This window comes from Nostoc sp. DedQUE12b, from assembly GCF_034530835.1.
Taxonomy (GTDB): domain Bacteria; phylum Cyanobacteriota; class Cyanobacteriia; order Cyanobacteriales; family Nostocaceae; genus Nostoc.
In genome coordinates this window covers 33,940-51,742 of record NZ_JAVRCI010000038.1, presented here as the reverse complement: position 1 = coordinate 51,742, position 17,803 = coordinate 33,940, and the positions used below count along the sequence as shown (strand labels likewise).

Genomic DNA, 17,803 nt, shown 5'->3' with positions numbered 1-17,803 from the left:
GTCTTGAATTGTAATTGTAAACTTTTACAAAAAATTGTATTGACAACGTAAATACATCTTGCCTAGACTATGAGGTATGGATGTTTTTTTCGTGCTTAATGGTGTCACCTTCGTTTGGAACGAGGAGAAAGCTAGGATTAATCCTAGCAATCATGACGGCATAACATTTCAGCAAGCCGTAGAAGCTTTCTTCGATCCGTTTATTGTGGTGATTGATGCAGGCCGAAATGATGAGGAGCGGGATGCTGTGATTGGCTTGGACAGACGATGAAATCTTTTGTACGTCGTCTACATTGAGCGTGAAAACGACATGATTCGGATCATCTCGGCCCGGAAAGCAACGCGCAAGGAACGTGAATATTATGAAAGCTGAAGTTTTAAAAAAGCGACTCGATAAAAATCGTCCAATGACGACAATCACAATTCGTATTCCCGAAGATGTGATTGAGGATTTGAAGCGAGTAGCACCATTGTTAGGGTTTTCTGGTTATCAGCCATTAGTTCGCGCTTACATCGGACAAGGACTTAGAGCTGATCTTGAGCGACTTGAGGGTGATACTGTTTCTACATTGATTGCCAGCCTGAAACGGCATGGTGTGAGTGATGAGATAATTCGTGAAGCACTCAGCGAAGCTACTGGCGACGCAGCAACACTTAGTAACGGCAGTATTCCTCTGTCATGAGTAGCGGGACTTATCTGCTTGTGTTCTAGGTTACTAGCATAGAATAAACTGCGATCTATTATTTAAAAGTGCATTGACCAGATTTGAGTTCATAGTAGATGGGCCACCAGTATCACAACAGGCTCGTACTCGCGGTAAGGGCAATACGCTTCAAGATTGGAAAAAGACAGTGCGACAAGAGGCTGAAAAATACTGGTCTTTGGAACAAAAAACAGCTACTGGGTTGGTTATGCTGCAAATAACCTATTTCTATGATTCCGATCAAATAGATGTAGATAATATAGTGAAGCCTATTCAAGATGCAATTAAAGGATTAGCCTACGTCGATGATAATCAAGTAAGCGATCTCCTAGTTAGAAAGAGGAATTTGTCAGGTAACTTTAAAATAGAAAATATGACCTCGACATTGGCGGAAGGCTTTGCTCGCGGCAATGAATTCTTACATATTGTCGTAATTGATGCTCCTAACCAGGAGGTAATTATTTAATGGAAACTTCAACCGCAAATTTAGAAAGAGAGCGATTGCTGAAACTAGCAGAGGAGTATCGCCAGAAAGGTTACGAAGTTTTTTTTCATCCAAATCCAGAAGATTTGCCTGACTTCCTTAATAACTATCGCCCTGACATGATAGTACGTCGGGGAGAAGATAATGTAGTTATTGAAGTCAAGTCACGCTCCTCACTTAACTCTTCTTCTAATCAATACTTAGGTAATTTAGCTCAAGCGGTAGAAAAACATCCTGGTTGGAGATTTGAATTAGTAATGACCAACCCAGAGGATACAACGTATTCTCCGAAAGCAGAGGCTTCTCTTCAAAAACATGAAATAGAATCACAGTTGCAAGTAGCAAGGCAACTTACAACGCAAAATCCAGAATTAGCTCTGCTATCTTCCTGGTCTTTAGTAGAAGCAACTTTAAGACTTATTGCCCAAAAGGAAGAGCTAAGTTTACAAAGATTTGATCCACGCTACTTAATAAAGCAATTAGCAACTGAAGGTGTAATTTCAAAATCTGAGTATCAGTTACTAATGAATGCACTCCCATTACGTAATTCTATTGCTCATGGCTTCAAAACTACACAAATTACGCCAAATTCTGTATATGAATTGATCGAGCTTATAGAGCAGCTTTTGAGAACTCTACACACTGGCGATGAAGCACGCTAAAACTGGATTGGTCGAGTGGATGTAACTGCGTAACGATCGCACCAATCATAAAATAGGGAGTGGATAATTCACCACCCCCTACTCTCTTTCTAAGCTTCAATAACTACCCGTAAATTACCGCGTTTTTTCGCAACGCGACAAGCAGTCGTAGTCCCAGAACGCTCAAATTCCAAATCGAGGATGGTGGGGCCGACTCGCAAATTATGAAATGACAAGCGATTAATCGATTCTGGTAAAGCGGGGTCGATGATTCGCAAGCAGTTATTTTGAGCATCAGGCACCAAGTTGACCATCATTTGCAGTAGTTGGAAAACACTACCCGTAGCCCAAGCTTGGGGAGTGCAAGCAACCGGATACTGCACAGGAGCATTATCGCCGTTTCGTTCGTAGCCGCAGAAGAGTTCTGGAGGACGTTGATAGGGTTGTTGCTGAGTCATGTCAAATAAACCTTGGAATATTTCTAAGGCTTGATCGATCAGACCGAGCGATCGCAATCCCATTGCAATCAGAGCGTTATCATGGGGCCAAACCGAACCAATGTGATAACCCATCGGATTATAAGCGGGTGACAAACTACTTAGAGTCCGAATGCCCCAACCATTAAACATATCTGGTGCCCGCAACCGTTCTGCTACACTGTGAGCTTTTTCGTCTGTGAAGAGTCCCAATTGCAGACAATGGCCAGGATTTGAGGTAATACTGTCTACTGGCTTGCCTTCTCCATCCAAAGCCAGAGCGCAGAAATCTTGGTCTTCCACCCAAAAATCTTGATTAAAACGAACCTTAAGATTTCTCGCCTCTTCTTGCCAACGATCAGCCAAATCAAGCCGCTTCTTCATCCTGGCTATTTCTGATAGGCGCATTTTTGCAGCATAGACGTAAGCTTGCACCTCACAAAGGGCAATTGGGCCGTTGGCTAATTCTCCCTTACGGTCTACAATACAGTCGCCAGAATCTTTCCAACCTTGGTTAGCAAGACCGCGTTTCGATGTACGGAAGTAGCTGAGATAAGTGGTTTCTTTGGTATTGCGATCAATCCACTCCATTGCTGCTAGAGCATTGGGCCAAAGTTGCTCTAGGAGTTCTCCATCATGAGTCCAAGCATAATGTTCGGCATAGAGCAGCAGCCACAAGGGAGTGGCATCAACTGTACCGTAGTAAGGTGTATGGGGAATTTCTTGACAACGAGCCATTTCTCCCAAACGTAACTCGTGCAAAATCTTACCCGGTGCTTCTTCGCGCCATTCGTCGTCAATTTTACCTTGGTATGTCGCCAGCAATACCAGGGTTTCCTTGGCGATTTGCGAGTTTAACATCAGGGTTTGAGAAGCTGTAATCAGCGAATCTCGCCCAAATAATGTCGAAAACCAAGGTACTCCAGCGGAAACAGTCTTATGCTTTCCAAAAGACTGGCGCAACAAATACATATCTTGTTCAGCCCGCTCAATCACTCGATTGAAGGTACTCTTATCTGAGCTAATGCGGGTAATTTGTTGTACCCAGTGTTGCTCCTCCATCCACTCAGCGGCTTTCGCTTGTCCCAATGTAGTGGCGGCGCTTACGGTTGAACTGGACTGGTTGTTTCTCAACATATTGACTCGGTAGCCCAGTTTTTGAGTTTCGTGAGAAGCCAACTCAAGCTGCCAAACCGCAGTGTAACCCTTGAAATAGTCTGGTTGCCGATGCTGGAATAGAATCCGAGATTCCATCACTGAGCCATCCAGACCTTGATAGGCGAGTGTTAAGGATTCTTCTCTAGAAGCAGATGGCTCTTTAGGTATTGGTGAAACACCATCGACGTGAGAAAATGTTCCTTCCTCAGTCGTTGGTTCTACTAGGCGTAAAAGCCGACCTCGTTTTTCTCTGTCATAGCCCCGGACTTCAAATAAATCAACAAAATCCGCATCAAAGCTGATGGTTAGTTCAAAATTGACAGTGGTTGTGCTGTAGTTAGATACTTCTATTTCTTCAAATAGTGCCCCATTCAGCACGAGTTCTCGGCGAATTCCGATAGTCTCGGCTTTCAGGCGTTCGTCAATCCTGGGAGTGGTACACAAAACGGAGAGTGCAAAACCTTTTTCGGCAGTACTACTGAGGAGTACAGGCGATCGCCCTTCAATTTGCAACTCTAAGCGATTGAGAAATCTTGTATCACAACAAAACAGTCCCATACTGGGATTGCCATCGTTGAGGGAACAGCCAGAAATGTTCCCGATAGTATCTGTCACAAAAAATAAATCATCATCTTTAACCGTCAGTGTCGGTTGCGATCTTTCAGCCACAACACAAGGCCACTCCGGGATCGGTAATTGTTCGGCAGGAATAAAAGTTTTTCCATCCAGAAAAATTTTTTCTGGGGTCATTAGCGTATCCGGGGTCATTAGCCAAAATTCCGTGTACAGGTATTTTTGTGGTCTTTTGAGTAGAAGTCTCTTACCCAAGAGGCAGAGAGGAAATAAAAAATACTCTCTTGCTTTGGCACAGAGCAACTAAATTTATTTAGGTCGAAAAAAGAAAGATTTGTGTCGACACACGTAGTGTAAATAAAGAATAGCTTATCGTCGAGAGACACAAAGTACGGAGTCAGGTCAGTTATCTTGCCCTGCTTTGACAGCGCTTTTTAATTAATTTAACTACACTACCCCCCCGCTCCCTACTTCCCATCTCAGTCGTGGTCTAAATAGCTGTAAATTACTATAAGTATGGGTTTTCCCTTTGCTTTATCCTCTCTGCTCCTTGTTCATCCTCACAACTTCCGACAAAAGACACTCTTTAAAACTCGTTTGAGCTATTCGAGCCAAAATAATCCTGACATATTGCTGACAAAATAGCAGCGCTTATATCTATATAAACAAATCTTGTTGAAGGATGCAGAAGAACGTCCGGTGAGCGCTCAGTCGAGACCGCAGGAGGCGGCAGGAAGACTCTGACTTTTCACGGTATGTGGAAAAGGAGCAAGGGTGTGGGGTGTAGGGTGTAGTAAGACAATATCAGTTCTCTACACCCTACCCCCTACCCTAGTCCTGATGGCAGGGTGGTTTCATACAAGCAGAGAAAAACTCAAACTGGGTTTCAAAGCCTCTCCCCCCGTGGGGGAGAGGTTTGGAGAGAGGGAAAAAGCTATGCCATAAAACGAGAAATCAGACTTATGTATTTTTCTTTTTTCGTATGAAACCACCCTGCCTACCCTAGTCCTGATGGGGGTTTCAGTACTTTTCATGAAAAGTCAGCAGGAAGACTGCCCTGCCTACGACACGCTGCGCGAACAGCAAGAACTGTCTTTCGTCGATAAATTTATATTTTATAAATGTCAGACCAAGATTGAAAACTGACTGAGTATTTTGAGATAATTTATTAGTCGTTGAACTTTCAAAAATACAAGATATATAGTATAATCACCAAAAACGTCTTACAGTTTTTGGTGAACATAAAAAAAATTTATTTAGTATCCGATTTTGTTTTAAATAATAATCTTTGATATTTGATTAGACTAATTTATGATAATTAATTGATTAAGTTTAATCACTCATCAGGAATTAAGTTATGTAAATATTGCAGTCATGATTTATGGCTAAGAAAATTGATTTAGTGAGCAGAAATTAATGTCGGCAAAGTAGGCGATGTCTACGATAAGCTGTTTTGCCTGTATGGACTGTAAATCGTTCACCCGTGGTTATTAGCGAACACAGGAGTTAAAACCATACAAGAATTAACGTTTTAGTACTTACTCCTGAAAGATTTTACCTGTGCAAGCAAAAGCATCAGTTGCCCTGAATGTATATTGGGCGTAATAGGCTGTCAATCAACAAATCAAGTTCCACGCCCCTTAGTTGGTAACAAAGTGTTGCGACTGCTTTGGCGAAAAGCGCTTATTAGCGTTCTTTACATATTGCAACTATCTATTTAACTTGAGAGTCCCTTGGAATTTGTACAATGCAGCTGTGACGTGGATCTGATCGAGGTTGAGCGTTTAACAATAATTCATGAGCATTTCGACTTCTGTGCTGAGTGATCTGCTAAAGTCCCTACCCTACTTGCGGCCCCAGCTATATTTTAAGGCTTCACTAACGGCGCTCTCCCACGCGATGGAAGATCAAGTTTTGGCTGCGACTTTAGCTCAACCCCTTGTAATTGCTAGTTTCCAGCGAGAGCGATTCTACCGCCAAGAAGCTCATCGCTACCTGCGACTTGCCTTGCGGAGTAACCAAATATACGTATTAGCTGCTCCAGAAACGGATTTCGCCAACAGTTCGGAACACTACGAAAAAGTGGCTTTTGAGCCAACAGATGGCTTAAGTCAGGAGTGGCATTTGGTAGTGATTGCTGACAATTATGCTACTTGTCTGGTTTGCCGAGAAAACCTTGGTTCTCTTGCCAAAAATAACCAACTACCGGAACTAAGCCCTAATCTGGATATAGACACAGCCCGAAGATTTGAGGGAATTTGGACATCAGAAAGGGGAGTTAGCCTGAAAGCCGCCGAATTGTTGTTAGATCGGGTTTTGGTTTACAGACCAGAACTGACAAGTAAAATTCAACAGGCACGTCAGAGGTTTGGCATTGGCGAACCGCGAAACTACTTTGGAGCCGAACAGGTAAACGAGTATGCCTGTGACATTGATACAGATCCCTTTGTGCAGCGCTTAGTAACTTATTTGCAAGCTAGCCAGTACAAATTGCACAAAGCTTATCGGTCTATTGCTGCCCAGGCACGAAAAGAACGATTAGTCAACTCTATTAGTACTGCCATTCGGCGATCGCTCGATCCTCACGAAGTTCTCCAGGTGGCGGCACAAGAATTAGGGCAACACCTAGAAGCTTGTCGCTGTCTAATTTACCGCGCTCAAGCCACAGATAGCCAAGCCATAATTGAACACGAGTTTTTGACCCCTGGTGTTTTATCTGTTTGCGGGCAAACCTGGGAGTTAGAGAAAAATTCCCTATTTCGGGACATCGTAGAACTTGGCGAAGGTGTTTGTGTGAGCGATACGCTGAGTGACCCCCGCGTTACCGAATCGCCAAGACTTTCCACGATCGCCAAAAAGTTTGCCATTCGTTCTTGGCTGATGGAACCAGTATTCTATCAGGGGCGATTATTGGGGATTGTAGAGTTACATTACTGCCGGATGCCACCGCATGAGTGCCAACCTGGGGAGTTGGATTTGGTAGAAGCGATCGCTACCCAAGTAGGAGCAGCTCTCATCCAAGCGGAAGCTTACGCTAACCTAGAAGAACTTAACCAGCAGTTAGAAGCTCTAGACCGCACCCGCAGCAACCTCATAGCCATCACCGGACACGAACTGCGTACCCCCCTATCTACAATTCAAGTGTGCCTGGAAAGTCTTGCTACCGAACCAGATATGCCTGTGGAGTTGCAGCAAGTCATGCTCAACACCGCTCTTTCCGACTCAGAGCGGATGCGAAAACTGGTACAAGATTTTCTTACACTTTCCAACTTGGAAAGCGGCCGGGTGGAATGGCATCCAGAATCCCTCACTTTACAAGAATGTGTGGATTTAGCACTCAGCCGAAATCGCACGCGTTCCTCAACGGAAAAGCCGCCCCAAATCAAGACTCAAATTGCCGAAAGCCTACCTTTAGTAAGAGCTGACGGTGATTGGCTAGTCGAGGTACTGGCAAAACTTATGGACAATGCTTTGAAATTTACGCCACCCCAAGGAGAAATCACAATTAAAGCGATTTACAACAGCCGTCAAATGGTCGAGGTGACTGTAGCTGACACCGGACGCGGCATTGAACCAAATCGTTTAGAAGTAGTTTTTGACCGCTTCTATCAAGAAGAAGGAGCGCTGCGCCGCACCACTGGCGGAACTGGACTTGGTTTAGCAATTTGCCGTCAAATTGTTAATGGTTGGGGTGGAGAAATTTGGGCAGAGTCAACTGGTAAAGACCAGGGCAGTCAGTTTCACTTCACTATCCCAATTGTTCGGAGTAGCCAAGAGGAAAAGCGGACAAAAGTCAAGAGTAAATAGGCATTGGGCATGGGGTACAAGAAGCAGAGGGGCAGGGGAGCAGAGGGGCAGGGGAGCAGAGGAGAAATAATAACTCCTAACTCAGCACTCCTAACTCAGCACTCAGCACTCCTGAAGCATTGGTTTTTAACAAATGACAAAGAACCAAGGACAAATGACTAAAAACTGTTACAGTCTATGACGCGATCGCAATATGATCCTGGTTGCGATGTTAGGATTCCCTAAAAACGTTGAGAGAACAGACTTTATGGCAGAAACACTCTCTGGACAAACCCCGCTATTTGCTGGCAGCACTGGTGGCTTGCTTACAAAAGCAGCAGTTGAAGAAAAGTACGCTATCACTTGGACTAGCCCGAAAGAGCAAGTTTTTGAATTGCCTACCGGTGGTGCTGCTGTTATGCGCAAAGGTGAAAACCTGCTGTATATAGCTCGGAAAGAATATGGCATCTTTTTGGGCGGTCAGCAACTTCGTAAACTCAAAATCACAGATTACAAAGTTTACCGGATTCTACCCAACGGAGAAACTACCTTACTTCACCCAGCTGATGGTGTCTTCCCCGAAAAGGTGAACCCAGGTCGTGACAAAGTGCGTTATGTAGACCGTCGTATCGGACAAAACCCTAGCCCCTCTAAAGTTAAGTTTAGCGGTGTTACTACCTACGACGCCCCGTAACTAGCTGTTAGTAGCTAATGGGTAATTAGTAATGGGTAATTGGTAAGTAAAAACCCATTACCCATTACCAATTACCAATTACCTTTAAAAAATAATGATTTTTCCGAATTTCTCCCAGTTTTCTACCCTAGCGCAAGAAGGCAACTTCGTCCCGGTATATCAAGAATGGGTGGCGGACTTAGATACGCCCGTATCTGCTTGGTATAAAGTCTGTGCGGGTCAGCCTTATAGCTTTTTGTTGGAATCGATAGAAGGTGGAGAGAAGCTGGGACGCTATAGTTTAGTGGGCTGCGATCCGGTGTGGGTTTTGGAAGCAAGGGGCGATCGCACGACTCAGAAAAACCGTGACGGTTCGGAGGTAGTTTTTGCTGGCGACCCTTTTACAGCTTTAGCCGAATGTTTAGCACCTTATCACCCAGTGAAATTACCACAGCTACCACCAGGAATTGGTGGTTTGTTTGGGTTTTGGGGCTATGAATTGATTCAGTGGATTGAGCCGCGTGTGCCCATTTATCCACCAGATGAGCGGAATATCCCTGATGGGTTGTGGATGCAGGTAGACCACTTGTTGATTTTTGACCAGGTGAAGCGGAAAATTTGGGCGATCGCTTATGCTGATTTACGCGATCCGAATGTAGATTTGAAAGCAGCATATCAACAAGCTGGCGATCGCGTCACCCAGATGCTCGAAAAGCTATCTCTACCTCTATCGACAGAAAAAACTCGATTGGAATGGAATCCGCCTGGGAGCAGGGGAGCAGGGGAGCAGGGGAGCAGCACTTCGGCTACGCTCAGTGACCGAGGAGCAGAGGAGTATAAGAGTAATTTTACCCGCCCTGATTTTTGTGCCAGTGTTGAGAAGGCCAAAGATTACATTAAAGCAGGTGATATTTTTCAAGTAGTAATTTCTCAGCGACTATCAACAACATACACAGGCGACCCTTTTGCCCTTTATCGGTCGCTACGTCAAATAAATCCTTCGCCTTACATGGCTTTCTTTAACTTCCAAGATTGGCAAATCATCGGTTCCAGTCCTGAAGTGATGGTGAAAGCCGAAACCGATTCAGATGGTGGAGTGATAGCTACGGTACGCCCAATTGCTGGGACACGTCCACGGGGTAAAACTACTAAGGAAGATGCAGCCTTGGCTGAAGATTTACTCCAAGACCCCAAGGAAATTGCCGAACACGTGATGCTTGTCGATTTAGGACGGAATGATTTGGGGCGTGTTTGTCAGAGTGGTAGTGTCAAAGTCGATGAATTAATGGTAGTTGAGCGCTACTCCCATGTGATGCACATTGTTAGCAATGTTGTGGGTAAATTAGCAATTGGTAAAACAGCATGGGATTTACTAAAAGCTTCCTTCCCAGCAGGTACGGTAAGCGGCGCACCCAAAATTAGGGCGATGGAAATTATCCACGAGTTAGAGTCTAGTCGTCGGGGTGTTTATTCCGGTGTGTATGGGTATTACGATTTTGAAGGACAATTAAATACTGCGATCGCAATTCGCACAATGGTAGTGCATGATAAGACAGTAAGCGTACAAGCTGGTGCAGGTTTGGTAGCTGATTCTGAGCCTGAGAAAGAATACGAAGAGACGCTAAATAAAGCTAGAGGTTTATTAGAGGCGATTCGTTGTTTGCGTTGAAGTAGGGAATGAAGAAAGGAATAGGTACAGATTATTACTTGTCACCTGTAAACTCTCCTTTAACCCCAATCTTTTTTACTACCTGTATGGTTTCTCTCCCATACAATTAATTGCACATTGATTTTTGTTGCTTAATTGTAAAACCGGGCTTGATACAAGTACAGTAACAGTTCGATCTGCTGTATGAGCATCTAGACCAGACTTTAAAAGTTGATGTATCAATACCCTTCTATTTTGAATTACATAGGTTTTACTTTGAACAGCAAGATGTTTGGAAACAATTTGTGCTACTTCTAAGCCCACGTATCCACAATACCGTGACAAATTGGGAAGCTTTATAAATCCAATCAACATCAAACTTTTTCCAAAGCTAAATAGAGTTTTTTAAACCTATTGAAAATTTAAAAGAAGTCCTGGTATCCAAATCCAAGACCTCTATTGAAATTACTACACACTAGAAATGAACAAACTTACTCATCCTAATTGGCTAAAGTAAATCGCCCAAATAATTCCAGTTACTCCAATGGCAATTAACAGGTTAGTGAAAAATCTGCCTAACTCAATTTCTTGTCCCAGTCCTTTGTCATCTTGACCGGCACTAAAAAACAATGACCAGGCTTGATTTGCATTGATCATCTCAAAGTTGTTGAAAGCAGGTCTAAAAACAACGGGTCCAATTAAATCCTTTTTGGGATAATCAAAATCAGTTTTCATAAGTAAGTTTGCCTCTAAATTACTTTATTCGTCAAGTGAAGAAAATTAATAAATCTCAAATTGTCTTCTTTAAAGGCTGGTTAGCCATGCAATCAAACCGTGTCCGGTGATAACTTCTACAGCTATAAGTAAAACAAAAGCAATCATTGCCAAACGCCCATTGAGTTTTTCGCCATATTTGGTGAATCCTATCCGTGGAGTTTCATCAACATAAACCTTGGGTTCAATCGCAAATCTGTTGAATTTACTACGTTCGTTAATGGTAAAGCCTTTACTTGCCATTTTTGACTCTTTGTTTTGCTTTATGTAAAAAAATATAAATTATTGTAAATATTTTTTGCAAGTGCTTGACATAAAAATAAAGGTAGTGAGAACCGTACCAAGCGAGTAGGGTATTTCGGATTTGTACAAGAACCAGGCGTGTTCACAGTCGGCTTAGTACTGTTTGGTTAAGGCAAGAGACGCGATGAATCGCCGTCAAGACGAAAGACCAATTATTGTAGAGACGGCGATTTGTCGGGTCTTTGTGATGATTTATGGCATCTTTAGTGATTCTTGGAGGGGAATTCATACAACCAATTGCATTAAATTGAACATCAGTAAAACTTATATTTTACATAAGCAGAAGTTATCTATATATAACTGAGAAAGTATTGCTTATTTGTAACGAAATTGTTATGTTTCTTTACATAAAGATACAAAACAGTATTAATGCGTTAAACCACCGTTAATTAAGGCTCTCTAAATAACTATGCAGTTGAGCCTGCAATGGGCTTTGCCAAGTATCTAAACTCAACGGCAACGCATCACTATGCCTTTTTTAGAACTATGTCTAAAACAGGCTGTTTAATGATGCAAAACTTACTAAGTGCCTTTATTAACACTTAAACGCATTTTTCCTCGGTCTTTGCACATTTGATTTTTCACATTCGGTAGAACTGTAATTTTCTTTTTGGAATTTCTGCTATGTCTTTTACCATCCAGTCGGCTCAAAGTATTTTTCCCGGCACCCTAGTTGCTGACGTTGTTCCAACCGTCGTTGAATCATTCTCTAAGCTCAATGCTGAAGATCAATTAGCATTACTTTGGTTTGCTTATACCGAGATGGGTAGAAGTATTACAGTTGCGGCTCCTGGGGCAGCCAACATGATCCTTGCACAAGGCTTACTCGAACAAATTAAGCAGATGCCTTTTGAGGCTCAAACGCAAGTCATGTACGATTTGGCTAACCGTGCTGACACTCCTCTGTGCCGTTCTTATGCATCCTTCACCGTAAATATCAAGTTAGGCTTTTGGTATCAGTTAGGAGAGTGGATGGCTCAAGGAATCGTTGCTCCAATCCCACCAGGTTACAAGCTTTCTTCTAAAGCTGCCGATGTGTTACAAGCCATCCGCAATGCAGATTCAGGTCAACAAATTACCATTCTACGCAATACCGTAATTAGCATGGGATTCGATCCGAATGCTCCTGGTAGTTACAAAAAAGTCTCAGAGCCGGTAGCTCCTCCCACTGCACCAGCATTTCGGACTAAAGTCACCATTGAGGGCATCAACAATCCTACGGTGCTTGGCTATATCAACAACATGAATGCCAATGACTTTGATGCTGCGGTTTCTCTGTTTCGTTCCGAAGGTGCTTTGCAACCTCCCTTTGAAAGACCAATTGTTGGTCAAGACGCAATTCGTGCTTATATGCGTGAAGAATGCCAGGGGCTGAAGATGCTTCCAGAACGCGGCGTATCTGAGCCAGTGGAAGATGGCTATACCCAAGTTAAAGTTACAGGCAAAGTCCAAACCCCCTGGTTCGGTGCCAGCGTGGGTATGAACATTGCATGGCGGTTTTTGCTAGATCCCCAAGGCAAAATATTCTTTGTAGCGATTGACTTGCTGGCTTCTCCAAAAGAACTGCTGAACCTAGTACGTAAATAGAGGGCTAGATTAGTCGTTTTGCTTAAGCATGGATGAGTCAAGAAGCAATCGCTACCTCACTACGCTTAAGCAAAATAAAATAACGGCTTTTTTTGGTATTTTTATCCTGCGATCGCTATTGAAAATAACCGATTCCATCAGCGATTTTTTAAAAGATTATTAAATAGTTTTAAGGTGAGTACGGCCTTTTTTAAGGTTTTTAAAGATACAAACTTAAAACAAGTAGTATGCTCAAGAGTATCTCAACTATTCTTTACTTGTTTATTTATATTTAAATAACAATATATCTTTGGATAGAGTAATAATCTATTCATCTACCAAGAGTAATAGATTATCAATGACTTTTTTCAATTCCTCTGAGCCGCTACTACGTGAAAAACAGCAAGAGCTAGATTTTCAAGATATTCAAGGTCTAGTCTGTCTCAACTACCAAATTGGAAATTTCGTCCTCTTTTCAAAGTTTTATACTCGCGTCGATCAAGCATTTATTCTCTGGGGACTAATTTCATCTGGGATTTTCGTAACCGCTCAGTTTTTACCCATTAGCTGGAGTAGCCAAGCGATTTTGTGGTCAGTGCTTACCTTATTCGGTGCAGTTGGCATGGTAAGTTTAACTTGGTTTTGGGCAACTGTAGAACAGCTACGCTGGGTTATTTATAGCTGGGCGATTTTAATCATAGCGGGTTTAATCTTGACCGATCTGAGCATTTTTTTGGGATGGGGAGAGGTGTTAATCCGTTTGTGTCCACTGTGGTTAGGATTAAGTGCCATCGGCTACTTTTGCACCGGGGTAGGAATGCGTTCACGCACATTTATTCTGATGGGGTTTATTCATTTGCTAGGAATCTTAGTTTTACCGTACTGCGGTGTTATGCAGTTTCTCTCAACGGGGCTAATTATGACCGTTAGTTTACTGTTACTAGCAGAATTACAATGGGATATGCAGTCTTCAAGTGATTACAGCCAATTAACACCACAACAAAAGCAGTTTAACCAAGTACAGTCCCAACGGCGTCAAATGAGCAGCTAAGGTTATTAAGAATTAAAATCTTACTTTAGACAAGTTTGTATAAACAATATAGCTATATCTCTTGGCTAGCTAGTGTTTATACTTGAGAGAGAGAGTTTTTCACCCAACTGTCAGCTACTCTAGTTTTATGAAAATAGACAGCACTGTATGGGTGTTATGCCGCTGTGGCCCATTATCGAACATCGAAGGAGAGCGATGACAGATGTTTGAACAGTGTAAATCAATAAAAATCCTTGACGGTGTGGAGTTTTTGTCGCTTCCTCCACCTTGTTATCACCAAGGGAAGGTTAAATTCTTTATCAGAGCGGTCTGAGGTGATAAACGTCTTGTGTTTTTTAGATTACAACTTAATTTTGACACTCCAATCTTCTTAGTTCATTTTGAGCTAAGGAGATTTGACTATCACGACTAGTGTAACTATTTGTTAGTTGGCGTTTGTGTGTCAAAATATTCACGCCAACGACTAATTTGATTATCCTTAAAATCTACAACAATTACGTCATCAGCTTTATTACGACGACCTGTCGCCTTTTCTGTATCTTCGTAGTACCACTCTACTGCTGCCTGATTTTCGCCAATGATAATCCGCTGGATGTCTATTTTAATATCTGAGTACTGTTGTTTAAAATTGGCAAGTCCTTCTCGAATTCTTTCTTGCCCCCGCCAGCATTGACCAGGCACGATTAGTTCTCCGTCAACTGTAAATATTTGTGTAAGCGCATCGACATCTTGAGCAACCCATGCATCTTTAGCTTTTTCTATTAATATCTGCATATCTTGTTGGTTCATAGACTGACTGGCAACTAAAGGTGTGCTAAAAGTTAAGCTAACAAATATAGTTCCTAACACTAGCCATTGAGATAACCAAAGCATCTAGACTTTTTTACCCTTTAAAGTATCAAGCTTATAGAGCATTAGTAACATTTAACCAGAAGTTGTTTGGATTGCGATCGCACTCTACGATCTCATTATGCGATGTCTACGACGGGCTACGCCTACGCACTCCACACAGCACTACACTAGAAAGTAAGATGCTCACAATAGCCTATGGACGCCACGACAACCACTTTCCCTTCTACCCTCAAATTGAAAATTGACTTGACTGATGAGCAATTTTTCCAGATGTGTCAGAAAAACCGCGATTATCGATTTGAGCGTACAGCATCAGGGGAATTATTAATTATGCCACCTACAGGTAGTGACACTGGCAGACGTAATGTTAAAATTACAACTCAATTAGATATTTGGAACTCTGAGACTAATTTAGGCGAAGTTTTTGACTCTTCAACTGGTTTCACGCTACTTAATGGTGCAGAACGTTCTCCTGATGCTTCTTGGGTAAAAATTGAGCGGTGGAATGCTTTAAGCACAGAACAACAAGAAAAATTTGCCCCAATTTGTCCTGATTTTGTCGTAGAGTTGCGTTCTCGTACTGATTCCTTGAAAGAATTGCAAGAGAAAATGCAGGAGTATATCGAAAATGGCACTCAATTAGGCTGGTTAATTGATCGGAAAAACAAGCGAGTGGAAATTTATCGTCCAGGTAAAGATGTAGAGATATTAGACAATCCTGCTAGTTTATCAGGAGAAAATGTACTACCTGGGTTTGTGTTGGATTTACAGCAGATTATGTAATTTTATTGATTGGGATAGATATAGCGCATTTCAAAACGACTTTGTTCCCAAAGTGGTATTAAAGCCTGTATAGCAGCATTTAACTGAGCTTGTGAAAAAGATATTTTACCATTTTCTATAACCCAAATAAATATCCGAGTGATTAAATCTGCTTTGAAACTATTCTCGTATTCACTATTATTTATTCTTACTACTTGCCGATCTAAGCAATCTATAGCATATTTAAAAGTCAAGTTTTTCCAGTCTGTGGAATTGCTATAATTTTCTTCTGGCGTATTTTTACACTCAACTCGCCGCAAATTCCCAACAATATAGTCTATGCCTGTTATGGAAGAATCTGTATTACGCACTAAATTTGTATAGGCTTGGTAATATGGCTTCAATAGCGAAGCTGCAATATTTTCCACATAGATATGTAGCCAAGACTGGATGTCACGAAGATAAGGTACTAAATCTTTAATATTATCAATTTCTTTGATTGGCGCACGTTCACTTCTGTAAGTTGTTATTTTTGTTAGCAATTCAGATTCAGATAATTGAGATTTACTTGAGTAGTAATTAATGACCTTGGGGATATATTTATCTAATAACCACTGCTTGGTATATCTAGCTGTCCAAGTTCCTCGTACTCCAATATCTTGCTGCCATGAGCTAAATCTAGGTGCTTCAATAGATTGTAAATTAACATTATTTAGTTCATAGACTATGTTAACTTGATTGCTAGGTAATAAAGATAAATCTCTGTCAAATTTGGGAAAGATAAATGCATGATCGCAAATTCCTCGGCTCACTCGAATTGATATATTTTTTCTATGAAATAGATGCCATTCTGACTTGCCTTTCTTATAATCAAATTCTTTCGTAAACTGTTGCATTAACTCCCATAATTCTTGTTTTACAGAAAAAAGGATAAAACCACGAACTTGTGAAAAGTTTACAAATTCAGAATCCCATGTTTCTAGAGCATTCTCAAATTCAAGTATTGAGTTTTTATAGTTTTGGCAAACTTCATCGATACACAAACACAAGTCTGTTGCTTCTAACTTTGATAATATAACTGTTATTTGACCCAAATGCACTGTAAAATTATTTTTATCTAATTCTTTCAAAAAACGACGACAACCCCAATCTAGATGAGTGTGTAATCCTGTCATTAATTGACCTAAAATATCTTGATGATTTAAGTGAATTTTTAGACCTTTCAAAAGAATACTACTGAATTCTATTTGACAATTACCTTCACCAAAAGCTTTGGGTAAATTACAAGCGATCGCTACTTTTGGTTTAACAACAACTAAGTGGCAATCTTCTCGCATTATAGAAGGCTCAAAATCACATTTTTCTAAAAAATAGTGTAAATCTGGATGACGTATGATTAATTTTTCTATTAAACTACATTTACTATATGTTAAAATACTGGCTGTATTTTTATCGATATTTCTAACTAAATCAAAATTGAGTTTATTATAAAAATTTGAAGCGACATCGTTATTTTTTAAGGTATCTATATTTAGATCAAATATTAATTCTTCTTGATGGGAATGTAGACGCTGAAAAACATTGATATCATATCCATTGGTGACAATAAAAAATAGTGTTTTAAAATGATTACTATAAAATCTAGCTTGCTCAATAGCCTCATTTAACTTAGTTTTTTGCGGTTCTATCGCTTCTACAAAAATCAGTGATGTATCTGTATTTTGTTTTTTAATATCATCTGTTGCAAAATAAATCTGAGCAATTTCTAAATTATTCGCGTAGGTTTCTGATTGATAGGTTTTTAAAGAGTATTCACGATGACATATCTCTGGATAGCAGAGATAGTGAAACATTGGCAAAATCAATTTTTCTTTTACATCATCTTTATTTTGCAAAACACGATGGTCAAAACCTTGTATCCATATAATGAATTTTTTAATTGACTCTGGAATAATCATCAGATAATCTACCTGCTTGTATAAATTTGCTATGCCTTATTTTGATCGTGTAATTAGCAATTTATCAAGTCAGTTTGGATTATGTCGTGATTGTAGATACTAGAATGGAAGCATTCGGCTAAAACTTAACCTTGGCAAAACCTACAGCATTGAAGAAGAAGTCAGAATTCAGAAGTCAGGAGTCATATCATGTCTGCTTGGTTACTTATTAAACTGCAAGAACCCCACCCCGCCAAAGCTACGCTTTGTCTCCCCTCCAGAAGAGCGGGGAGGGGTTGGGGGTGGGGTGAAATGACAGTGGGAATCATAACTAATTACCCGGACTTGATATCAGAATGAAGACGCTCGTTCTGGCTCCTGAATTCTGTTTTGATAAAAGTTACTGCCTTTAGAA

16 protein-coding genes are annotated in these 17,803 nt (G+C 41.1%); 10 read left to right on the top strand and 6 right to left on the bottom strand.

Translation table 11 applies throughout. The features are described 5' to 3' along the window. Positions 1-76 precede the first annotated feature (76 nt). From RMY16_RS19010 to RMY16_RS18995, 4 genes are all read left to right on the top strand, one after another. Positions 77-271 carry a BrnT family toxin gene (locus RMY16_RS19010; protein WP_322737724.1) on the top strand — a complete coding sequence of 65 codons (195 nt, stop codon included), beginning with the start codon at positions 77-79 and terminating at the stop codon, positions 269-271. A 91-nt stretch (positions 272-362) separates the two neighbouring features. Continuing rightward, positions 363-683 carry a hypothetical protein gene (locus RMY16_RS19005; protein WP_322737723.1) on the top strand — a complete coding sequence of 107 codons (321 nt, stop codon included), beginning with the start codon at positions 363-365 and terminating at the stop codon, positions 681-683. A 73-nt stretch (positions 684-756) separates the two neighbouring features. Then, entirely contained in the window at positions 757-1,170 is a 414-nt protein-coding gene (locus tag RMY16_RS19000) for a RusA family crossover junction endodeoxyribonuclease (protein ID WP_322737722.1), read from the top strand. After that, positions 1,170-1,850 (top strand): hypothetical protein, encoded by a 681-nt coding sequence (locus RMY16_RS18995; RefSeq protein WP_322737721.1) that lies wholly within the window; start codon positions 1,170-1,172, stop codon positions 1,848-1,850. The genes RMY16_RS19000 and RMY16_RS18995 overlap by 1 nt, the downstream gene beginning before the upstream one ends. Before the next feature lie 89 nt (positions 1,851-1,939). Here RMY16_RS18995 and RMY16_RS18990 read toward each other — a convergent pair whose 3' ends face one another. Continuing rightward, positions 1,940-4,231 (bottom strand): amylo-alpha-1,6-glucosidase, encoded by a 2,292-nt coding sequence (locus RMY16_RS18990; protein WP_322737720.1) that lies wholly within the window; start codon positions 4,229-4,231, stop codon positions 1,940-1,942. A 1,602-nt stretch (positions 4,232-5,833) separates the two neighbouring features. On the opposite strand from RMY16_RS18990, the gene RMY16_RS18985 reads away from it, so the two are divergent. The 3 genes from RMY16_RS18985 (at position 5,834) to trpE (ending at position 10,164) form a co-directional block, all read left to right on the top strand. After that, complete coding sequence (locus RMY16_RS18985; protein WP_322737719.1) at positions 5,834-7,843, top strand: DICT sensory domain-containing protein; 2,010 nt, start codon at positions 5,834-5,836, stop codon at positions 7,841-7,843. A gap of 247 nt (positions 7,844-8,090) precedes the next feature. Next, a complete protein-coding gene (locus RMY16_RS18980) occupies positions 8,091-8,516 on the top strand; it encodes a photosystem I reaction center subunit II (protein ID WP_322737718.1) in 426 nt (141 codons plus the stop codon). Between the two features lie 94 nt (positions 8,517-8,610). Further along, positions 8,611-10,164 (top strand): anthranilate synthase component I, encoded by a 1,554-nt coding sequence (gene trpE / locus RMY16_RS18975; RefSeq protein ID WP_322737717.1) that lies wholly within the window; start codon positions 8,611-8,613, stop codon positions 10,162-10,164. 474 nt (positions 10,165-10,638) lie between these two features. Here trpE and RMY16_RS18970 read toward each other — a convergent pair whose 3' ends face one another. From RMY16_RS18970 to RMY16_RS18960, 3 genes are all read right to left on the bottom strand, one after another. Further along, positions 10,639-10,878 (bottom strand): hypothetical protein, encoded by a 240-nt coding sequence (locus RMY16_RS18970; RefSeq protein ID WP_322737716.1) that lies wholly within the window; start codon positions 10,876-10,878, stop codon positions 10,639-10,641. A 69-nt stretch (positions 10,879-10,947) separates the two neighbouring features. Continuing rightward, complete coding sequence (locus RMY16_RS18965) at positions 10,948-11,160, bottom strand: high light inducible protein (protein ID WP_322737715.1); 213 nt, start codon at positions 11,158-11,160, stop codon at positions 10,948-10,950. 142 nt (positions 11,161-11,302) lie between these two features. Beyond that, positions 11,303-11,449, bottom strand: a complete 147-nt coding sequence (locus tag RMY16_RS18960) for a hypothetical protein (RefSeq protein WP_322737714.1) — start codon at positions 11,447-11,449, stop codon at positions 11,303-11,305. 395 nt (positions 11,450-11,844) lie between these two features. On the opposite strand from RMY16_RS18960, the gene RMY16_RS18955 reads away from it, so the two are divergent. After that, the gene (locus RMY16_RS18955) at positions 11,845-12,807 is read left to right on the top strand and encodes an orange carotenoid protein N-terminal domain-containing protein (protein ID WP_322737713.1); all 963 of its coding nucleotides are present in this window, start codon (positions 11,845-11,847) and stop codon (positions 12,805-12,807) included. A gap of 337 nt (positions 12,808-13,144) precedes the next feature. Next, positions 13,145-13,837: a hypothetical protein gene (locus RMY16_RS18950; protein ID WP_322737712.1), complete on the top strand. Its 693-nt coding sequence runs from the start codon at positions 13,145-13,147 to the stop codon at positions 13,835-13,837. A gap of 417 nt (positions 13,838-14,254) precedes the next feature. Here the strand turns inward: RMY16_RS18950 and RMY16_RS18945 are convergent, their stop codons facing one another. Then, positions 14,255-14,710 (bottom strand): nuclear transport factor 2 family protein, encoded by a 456-nt coding sequence (locus tag RMY16_RS18945; RefSeq protein WP_322737711.1) that lies wholly within the window; start codon positions 14,708-14,710, stop codon positions 14,255-14,257. A 174-nt stretch (positions 14,711-14,884) separates the two neighbouring features. On the opposite strand from RMY16_RS18945, the gene RMY16_RS18940 reads away from it, so the two are divergent. After that, positions 14,885-15,472 carry a Uma2 family endonuclease gene (locus tag RMY16_RS18940; RefSeq protein ID WP_322737710.1) on the top strand — a complete coding sequence of 196 codons (588 nt, stop codon included), beginning with the start codon at positions 14,885-14,887 and terminating at the stop codon, positions 15,470-15,472. A gap of 2 nt (positions 15,473-15,474) precedes the next feature. On the opposite strand, the gene RMY16_RS18935 is transcribed toward RMY16_RS18940, so the two are convergent. Continuing rightward, entirely contained in the window at positions 15,475-17,409 is a 1,935-nt protein-coding gene (locus RMY16_RS18935; protein WP_322737709.1) for a hypothetical protein, read from the bottom strand. Positions 17,410-17,803 lie beyond the last annotated feature (394 nt).

Excerpts from the sequence above, each read along its gene's own strand:
- RMY16_RS18970 (WP_322737716.1), bottom strand. The coding sequence starts at position 10,878 with ATGAAAACTGATTTTGATTATCCCAAAAAGGATTTAATTGGACCCGTT.
- RMY16_RS18955 (WP_322737713.1), top strand. The coding sequence starts at position 11,845 with ATGTCTTTTACCATCCAGTCGGCTCAAAGTATTTTTCCCGGCACCCTA.
- RMY16_RS18995 (WP_322737721.1), top strand. The coding sequence starts at position 1,170 with ATGGAAACTTCAACCGCAAATTTAGAAAGAGAGCGATTGCTGAAACTA.
- RMY16_RS18990 (WP_322737720.1), bottom strand. The coding sequence starts at position 4,231 with ATGACCCCGGATACGCTAATGACCCCAGAAAAAATTTTTCTGGATGGA.
- RMY16_RS19010 (WP_322737724.1), top strand. The coding sequence starts at position 77 with ATGGATGTTTTTTTCGTGCTTAATGGTGTCACCTTCGTTTGGAACGAG.
- RMY16_RS19005 (WP_322737723.1), top strand. The coding sequence starts at position 363 with ATGAAAGCTGAAGTTTTAAAAAAGCGACTCGATAAAAATCGTCCAATG.
- RMY16_RS18950 (WP_322737712.1), top strand. The coding sequence starts at position 13,145 with ATGACTTTTTTCAATTCCTCTGAGCCGCTACTACGTGAAAAACAGCAA.
- RMY16_RS18945 (WP_322737711.1), bottom strand. The coding sequence starts at position 14,710 with ATGCTTTGGTTATCTCAATGGCTAGTGTTAGGAACTATATTTGTTAGC.
- trpE (WP_322737717.1), top strand. The coding sequence starts at position 8,611 with ATGATTTTTCCGAATTTCTCCCAGTTTTCTACCCTAGCGCAAGAAGGC.
- RMY16_RS18980 (WP_322737718.1), top strand. The coding sequence starts at position 8,091 with ATGGCAGAAACACTCTCTGGACAAACCCCGCTATTTGCTGGCAGCACT.
- RMY16_RS18960 (WP_322737714.1), bottom strand. The coding sequence starts at position 11,449 with ATGAATTCCCCTCCAAGAATCACTAAAGATGCCATAAATCATCACAAA.
- RMY16_RS18940 (WP_322737710.1), top strand. The coding sequence starts at position 14,885 with ATGGACGCCACGACAACCACTTTCCCTTCTACCCTCAAATTGAAAATT.
- RMY16_RS18965 (WP_322737715.1), bottom strand. The coding sequence starts at position 11,160 with ATGGCAAGTAAAGGCTTTACCATTAACGAACGTAGTAAATTCAACAGA.
- RMY16_RS18985 (WP_322737719.1), top strand. The coding sequence starts at position 5,834 with ATGAGCATTTCGACTTCTGTGCTGAGTGATCTGCTAAAGTCCCTACCC.
- RMY16_RS18935 (WP_322737709.1), bottom strand. The coding sequence starts at position 17,409 with ATGATTATTCCAGAGTCAATTAAAAAATTCATTATATGGATACAAGGT.